Source organism: Pseudomonas sp. NPDC089392 (assembly GCF_044749595.1).
In the GTDB taxonomy this organism is placed as follows: Bacteria; Pseudomonadota; Gammaproteobacteria; order Pseudomonadales; family Pseudomonadaceae; genus Aquipseudomonas.
The window spans coordinates 82,414-89,057 of record NZ_JBIVIF010000020.1 but is presented as its reverse complement, the minus strand read 5'-3'; the positions used below and the strand labels follow the sequence as shown (position 1 = coordinate 89,057).

The window sequence follows — 6,644 nt, the reverse complement described above, 5'->3', positions numbered from 1 at the left end:
TGGATATTGGCCGGCAGGCCCGGCCTCTTCGCGGGTAAACCCGCTCCTACAACGGCCTGTGCCAAACCAGCGATGTGTATGCGCCACCGATCAATGTAGGAGCGGGTTTACCCGCGAATGCGGTGGCGGCTGCAACGGTGAATGGCCATGGATATTGGCCGGCAGGCCCGGCCTCTTCGCGGGTAAACCCGCTCCTACAACGGCCTGTGCCAAACCAGCGATGTGTATGCGCCACCGATCAATGTAGGAGCGGGTTTACCCGCGAATGCGGTGGGGGCTGCGACGGTGAACGGCCAGGGATGTTGGCCAGTATGCCCGGCCTTTTCGCGGGTGAACCCGCTCCCACAGGGATAGCGGCCAGTGCTTGACCAGGACATCCCGCTTCATCAGATTTGTACCAAGATTTTTCATGAAATCCGCCCAGCACCCTTGAGGGAAGCAAAGTGTAAGTGAACAATGTTCTCTTTCGCATTCCCTTCGAGACTGGCCATGAAAACCCGTTCCCGTCTGCTTGCCTGGCTGCCGGCTTTATTGCTCGGCCCGGTGCTGGCGCTGTGCAGCACTGCGGCGCTGGCAGAAGCCCCCGCCGAGGCGACCAAGGCCCTGCACCTGCTGGACTATATTGGCGCCGATTACCCGCCGACCGTGCAGGGCGGCAAGGTGATCGACGCTGGCGAATACCGCGAGCAGCTGGAGTTCAGCACGGTATTGTCCGAGCTGGTCAAAGGCCTGCCTGCCAATACCGAGCAAGCGGCCCTGGAACAGGGTATCCAGGCGCTGCGCCAGGCCATCGACCAGCGTCAGAGCGGTCCGACCGTCGCCAAGCAGGCCCGCCAGCTGGGCGCACGCCTGGCCGTCGCCTACGAGGTCAGCCAAGCGCCGGTAATTACCCCTGACCCGGCCCGTGGCGCTGCGCTGTACGCGCAAAACTGCTCGATCTGCCATGGCGACACCGGCGCTGGCGATGGCCCGGCAGGCGTCGGCCTGGAGCCCGCCCCGGCCAACCTGCGCGATGTCGCGCGCCTCGACCAGTTGAGCCTGTTCGACCTCTACAACACCTTGGCCCTGGGTATCGACGGTACCGAGATGCCTTCGTTTGCCGACCAGCTGGACGATCGCCAGCGCTGGGACGTGGCCGCCTACATCGCCAGCTTCACCGCCAAGCCGGAAGCAGGCAAAGGCGACAAGACCTGGAACATCGCCGACCTGGCCCGCCAGACCCCGGCCGAAGTCGCCGCCAATGAAGGCAATGCCGTCGTAGAAGCGTTCCGCGCCCAGCGCGCCCAGCCGCCGCAGGTCAAACGCGGCCCGGCGCAACTGCTTGAATACACCGCCAGCACCCTGGACAAGAGCCTGGCCGCCTACCGCGCAGGCGACCACGACCAGGCCTACGACCTGTCGGTGGCTGCCTACCTGGAAGGCTTCGAACTGGTAGAAAGCTCGCTGGACAACATCGACACCCAGGCGCGCAAGGACACCGAAAAGTCGCTGATGGCCTACCGGCAGTCACTGCAGGACGGCTTGCCCGTGGCTCAGGCCGAGCAACGCCTGGCGGTAGCCAAGACCAAGCTTGAGCAAGCTGCAAAACTGCTGGGCAGCGATGGCCTGAGCTGGTCGCTGAGCTTTGTTTCCGGCCTGCTGATCCTGCTGCGTGAAGGCCTTGAGGCCATTCTGGTGCTGGCAGCAATCCTGGCCTTCCTGCGTAACACCGGCCAGCAGTCTGCGGTGCGCAGTGTCAACATTGGCTGGGGCCTGGCGCTGTTGGCCGGATTCGGCACCTGGGCCCTGGCAGCGTATGTGATCGACGTAGGCGGTGCCCAGCGTGAATTGCTGGAAGGCTGCACAGCACTGTTCGCTGCGGTGATGGTGCTGTGGCTAGGCGTGTGGATGCACGACCGCCGCCATGCCGCCGCGTGGAAGGACTACATCAAGAGCAGCCTGGTCAGCGGCGGTGGGCGCTTCGGCTTTGCTGTGCTGGCGTTCTTCTCGGTGTACCGCGAGCTGTTCGAAGTGATCCTGTTCTACGAAACCCTGTGGCTGCAGGCAGGCCCTGCCGGGCATCAGGCGGTGCTGGCCGGTGGCGCCACGGCGCTGGTGCTGTTGGTGGGCCTTGCCTGGGTGATCCTGCGTGGGTCGGCCAAGCTGCCGCTGACGCTGTTCTTCAGCATCAACGCTGCGCTGCTGTGTGCACTGTCGGTGGTGTTCGCCGGGCATGGCGTGAAGGCGTTGCAAGAGGCCGGGGTGCTGGGCACGCGGCCGGTGGCGTTCTTCGAGTTCGACTGGCTGGGGATTCATGCCGACGCCTACTCGCTGTCGGCACAGACGGTGGCCTTGCTGGCCATCGTGTTCCTGTACGGGCGCTCGCGCCTGGCGGAAAAGCGCAGGGCCACCGTCAATTGACCAAGGGCCTGCGCGGTCCCTGTGGGAGCGGGTTCACCCGCGAAGCAAGCGGCGCCGTGTATGGCACCGGCTTCGCCGGTGTTCGCGGCTGAAGCCGCTCCCACAGGGACCGCGCAAGTTTCAAAGTCTGAACATGACCATCATTCAGGCCGGCTGCGGCGCTTTGAGAATGTTCTGCAGCAGCTGGACACTGTCGACGGCGTCGTGACCCAGGCTGGTCAGGTAGCCGCCATCAGGCTGATCGGTCAGCCCCTTTTCATGCAGGCGTTGCGCAGCCGCGATCAGGGCTGGGGATGCAGTGCTGGTTATCTTGATGCCTTCCTGGCTGCTGTCGTGTTTGAACAGCGCGAGTACTTCCATTTCGTCGATCAGATCGGGGGTAAAAGGCATGGCGACTCCTGACTTCCAGACAAGGATGACGGCACCGTTCTAAGGTGCCTGATCTTCGAGTGTAGCCGGGTTATTCGTCCTCGCCTTGATCCATCTCAGGCGGCAGCTCTGGCAGGGCGCGCAGGGCGCTCTCGTACCACTCGCGGTCGAACTCGCGGTCTTCCACCAGCATGTTGTCAATTTCGAAGGCCAGCACATGGGCCATCAGGTTGAGAATGTCTTCGCGCTCATAACCGACCAGGGTCAGTTTGTTGAACGTGGCTTTCGCCGCCGCCGGGTCGCCGCTTTCGATCTGGTTTTCGATAGCCTGGGTCAGCGTGGCCTCGGCGAAGGCTTCGTCGTCGTTGTCGATGTCGGTGGGCTCGCTCATGGCGCTACTCCTGTGATGGGACGCACAGTGTGCCACGCCTGTGGCGGCAATGCCCGGGCATTGACGGGGTGCATGACGCTGGTCAGGGGCAGGCGATCGGTCTATAAAAGCCAGGCCAACCCCTTACGGCCTGGAGGCTGTTACCTCATGCTCAAGCTTCATGGATTCTCGGTCAGCAACTACTACAACATGGTCAAACTGGCCCTGCTGGAAAAAGGCCTGCCCTTCGAGGAAGTCACCTTCTATGGCGGCCAGGCGCCACAAGCGCTGGAAGTGAGCCCGCGGGGCAAGGTGCCGGTGCTGCAGACCGAGCACGGTTTCCTCAGCGAGACCAGTGTGATCCTCGACTATATCGAGCAGACCCAAGGCGGCAAGGCATTGCTGCCGGTTGACCCGTTCGAGCAGGCGAAGGTGCGTGAACTGCTCAAGGAAATCGAGCTGTACATCGAGCTGCCGGCGCGTACCTGCTACGCCGAGTCGTTCTTTGGCATGTCGGTGGAGCCGCTGGTCAAGGAAAAGGCCCGTGCCGACCTGTTGGCCGGGTTCGCCACGCTCAAGCGCAACGGGCGTTTCGCACCCTATGTGGCGGGTGAGCAGCTGACGCTGGCAGACCTGATGTTCTGCTTCTCGGTCGACCTGGCTTATGCAGTGGGCAAGAAGGTGCTGAACATCGACTTCCTGGCGGACTTCCCGCAGGCCAAGGCGTTGCTGCAGCTGATGGGCGAGAATCCGCACATGGCGCGGATCGTGGCGGACAAGGAGGCGGCGATGCCGGCCTTCATGGAGATGATTCGTAGCGGCAAGCGCTGAGACCAGTGTTAGGGCCATTCGCGGGTAAACCCGCTCCTACAGGTACAACGCAACCCTTGTAGGAGCGGGTTCACCCGCGAACGAGGGCAAAGCCCTCGCAATAGGCCTTAACGCGAAGCCAGCAGGCCTTTGCCCCGAACAACCGCAGCACGCACCTGCGCCGGAGCCGTACCACCAATGTGGTCACGCGCATTCACCGAGCCTTCCAGTGTCAGCACGGCAAACACATCCTGCTCGATCTGGTCGCTGAACTGGCGCAGTTCGTCCAGGCTCATCTCGGCCAGGTCTTTGCCAGTGTCCACGCCGTACTTCACCGCATGGCCAACGATCTCGTGGCAATCACGGAACGGTAGGCCACGGCGTACCAGGTAATCGGCCAGGTCGGTCGCGGTGGAGAAGCCACGCAGGGCCGCTTCACGCATGATGGCGTGCTTGGGCTTGATTGCCGGGATCATGTCGGCAAAGGCACGCAGCGAGTCGCGCAAGGTATCGGCGGCGTCGAACAGCGGCTCTTTGTCTTCCTGGTTGTCCTTGTTGTAGGCCAGTGGCTGGCCTTTCATCAGGGTCAGCAGGCCGGTCAGGGCGCCAAACACACGGCCGGTCTTGCCACGTACCAGCTCTGGCACGTCGGGGTTCTTTTTCTGCGGCATGATCGAGCTGCCAGTGCAGAAGCGGTCCGGCAGGTCGATGAACTGGAACTGCGCGCTGGTCCACAGCACCAACTCTTCGGAGAAGCGCGACAGGTGCATCATCGCCACGCTGGCAGCCGCGCAGAATTCGATGGCGAAGTCACGGTCCGACACGCCGTCCAGCGAGTTGCCGCCCACGGCTTCAAAGCCCAGCAGCTTGCAGGTGAGTTCGCGGTCGATCGGGTAGGTGGTGCCGGCCAGCGCGGCGCTGCCCAGCGGCATGCGGTTGGCGCGCTTGCGGCAGTCGACCAGGCGCTCGTAGTCGCGGCTAAGCATTTCGAACCAGGCCAGCAGGTGGTGGCCGAAGGTGACCGGCTGCGCCGTTTGCAGGTGGGTGAAGCCGGGCATGATGGTTTCGGCTTCACGCTCGGCCTGCTCCAGCAGGCCCTGCTGCAGGCGAGTGATTTCGGCCAGGATCAGGTCGATCTCGTCGCGCAGCCACAGGCGGATGTCGGTGGCCACCTGGTCGTTGCGGCTACGGCCGGTGTGCAGCTTCTTGCCGGTGATGCCGATGCGGTCGGTCAGGCGTGCTTCGATGTTCATGTGCACGTCTTCGAGGTCGACGCGCCAGTCGAAGTTGCCGGCCTCGATCTCGCCCTGGATGGTCTTCAGGCCATCGATGATGGTGTCGCGCTCGGCATCGCTGAGCACGCCGACCTGCGCCAGCATGGTGGCGTGGGCGATCGAACCCATGATGTCGTGGCGGTACAGGCGCTTGTCGAAGTCGACCGAGGCGGTGAAACGGGCGACGAAGGCGTCGACGGGCTCACTGAAGCGGCCGCCCCAGGACTGATTGGTCTTGTCGGTGCTCATGGATTCACTCATTGCAGGCGTGAACGAAAAAGTGGCGCCGATGATAGCAGGGTTGGGCTGGCCGCCGCAGGGCGCTGGTCGAGAGAAATGAGCGGAAAACGGCAGAGAAGGATTTTAAGGAATGAACGGCAGTGTTCCATGGACCGTCTACAGTTGGACAAAGGACTGGCAGTGAATCTGCCGGCCGAGTGAATCTTTGGCCATCGCACCGGTCTAGAGCGTGACCGCAGTGTCGCTCGAACCACACCTGTCTACGCTATACCTGTGCGAGACTCATTCAGGAATCCAGCGCAATTATGAATGTCCTGATCGTTGATGACGAACCCCAAGGCCGTGAGCGCCTAAGCCGAATGCTCGGCGAACTGGAGGGTTACACCGTGCTGGAGCCCAGTGCCACCAACGGCGAGGAGGCCTTGGCGCTGATCGAAAGCCTCAAGCCCGATGTGGTCCTGCTGGACATCGGCATGCCAGGCCTGGACGGCCTGCAGGTAGCTGCTCGCCTGTGCGAACGCGAGGCGCCGCCGGCGGTGGTGTTTTGCACCGGGGATGATGAATACGGTGCCGAGGCATTCAAGGACAGCACCCTCAGCCATGTGACCAAACCCTTCCAGCCCCAAGCACTGCGCGATGCCCTGCGCAAGGCTGAAAAACCCAACCGCGCCCAGTTGGCGGCGCTCACCCGGCCGGCCAATGAAGGTGGCGGCCCACGCAGCCACATCAGTGCCCGCACGCGTAAAGGCATCGAGCTGATTCCTTTGCCCCAGGTGATCTATTTCATTGCCGACCACAAGTACGTGACCTTGCGCCACGAGGCCGGTGAGGTGCTGCTCGACGAGCCGCTCAAGGCCCTGGAAGACGAGTTTGGCGAACGCTTCGTGCGCATCCACCGCAATGCGCTGGTCGCCCGCGAGCGGATCGAACGCCTGCAGCGAACCCCGCTCGGGCACTTTCAGCTGTACCTGAAGGGCCTGGACGGTGATGCCCTGACCGTCAGCCGCCGGCATGTGGCCGGTGTGCGCAAGATGATGCAGACCCTCTGACAAGGCGCTCGCATGGCAAGGGCTGCGCCCTTGTTCGCGGCTAAAGCCGCTCCCACAGGTTGGTGCCGGTCTGAAGGCAGTGATGACCCTGTGGGAGCGGGTTTACCTGCGAAGGGGCCCTCTGCTGATCCA

The 6,644-nt window shown here is 63.2% G+C and carries 6 protein-coding genes; 3 read left to right on the top strand and 3 right to left on the bottom strand.

All coding sequences use genetic code 11. The annotated features are described in order from the left end of the window. Positions 1 to 456 precede the first annotated feature (456 nt). Complete coding sequence (locus tag ACIP1G_RS18010; RefSeq protein ID WP_400739440.1) at positions 457 to 2,400, top strand: FTR1 family protein; 1,944 nt, start codon at positions 457 to 459, stop codon at positions 2,398 to 2,400. 144 nt (positions 2,401 to 2,544) lie between these two features. Here ACIP1G_RS18010 and ACIP1G_RS18005 read toward each other — a convergent pair whose 3' ends face one another. Together ACIP1G_RS18005 and ACIP1G_RS18000 are read right to left on the bottom strand one after the other, a co-directional pair. After that, positions 2,545 to 2,790: a TIGR02647 family protein gene (locus tag ACIP1G_RS18005; RefSeq protein ID WP_400739439.1), complete on the bottom strand. Its 246-nt coding sequence runs from the start codon at positions 2,788 to 2,790 to the stop codon at positions 2,545 to 2,547. A gap of 70 nt (positions 2,791 to 2,860) precedes the next feature. Further along, on the bottom strand, positions 2,861 to 3,160 hold the full coding sequence (locus ACIP1G_RS18000; protein WP_400739438.1) for a hypothetical protein: 300 nt from the start codon (positions 3,158 to 3,160) through the stop codon (positions 2,861 to 2,863). A gap of 147 nt (positions 3,161 to 3,307) precedes the next feature. On the opposite strand from ACIP1G_RS18000, the gene ACIP1G_RS17995 reads away from it, so the two are divergent. Then, a complete protein-coding gene (locus ACIP1G_RS17995) occupies positions 3,308 to 3,970 on the top strand; it encodes a glutathione S-transferase (protein ID WP_400739437.1) in 663 nt (220 codons plus the stop codon). A 107-nt stretch (positions 3,971 to 4,077) separates the two neighbouring features. Here the strand turns inward: ACIP1G_RS17995 and argH are convergent, their stop codons facing one another. Further along, positions 4,078 to 5,472, bottom strand: a complete 1,395-nt coding sequence (gene argH, locus ACIP1G_RS17990) for an argininosuccinate lyase (RefSeq protein WP_400739434.1) — start codon at positions 5,470 to 5,472, stop codon at positions 4,078 to 4,080. A 296-nt stretch (positions 5,473 to 5,768) separates the two neighbouring features. On the opposite strand from argH, the gene ACIP1G_RS17985 reads away from it, so the two are divergent. Then, positions 5,769 to 6,512 (top strand): LytR/AlgR family response regulator transcription factor, encoded by a 744-nt coding sequence (locus ACIP1G_RS17985; RefSeq protein WP_400739431.1) that lies wholly within the window; start codon positions 5,769 to 5,771, stop codon positions 6,510 to 6,512. The last annotated feature ends 132 nt before the right edge of the window (positions 6,513 to 6,644 follow it).

Excerpts from the sequence above, each read along its gene's own strand:
- ACIP1G_RS18010 (WP_400739440.1), top strand. The coding sequence starts at position 457 with ATGTTCTCTTTCGCATTCCCTTCGAGACTGGCCATGAAAACCCGTTCC.
- ACIP1G_RS18005 (WP_400739439.1), bottom strand. The coding sequence starts at position 2,790 with ATGCCTTTTACCCCCGATCTGATCGACGAAATGGAAGTACTCGCGCTG.
- ACIP1G_RS17985 (WP_400739431.1), top strand. The coding sequence starts at position 5,769 with ATGAATGTCCTGATCGTTGATGACGAACCCCAAGGCCGTGAGCGCCTA.
- ACIP1G_RS17995 (WP_400739437.1), top strand. The coding sequence starts at position 3,308 with ATGCTCAAGCTTCATGGATTCTCGGTCAGCAACTACTACAACATGGTC.
- argH (WP_400739434.1), bottom strand. The coding sequence starts at position 5,472 with ATGAGCACCGACAAGACCAATCAGTCCTGGGGCGGCCGCTTCAGTGAG.
- ACIP1G_RS18000 (WP_400739438.1), bottom strand. The coding sequence starts at position 3,160 with ATGAGCGAGCCCACCGACATCGACAACGACGACGAAGCCTTCGCCGAG.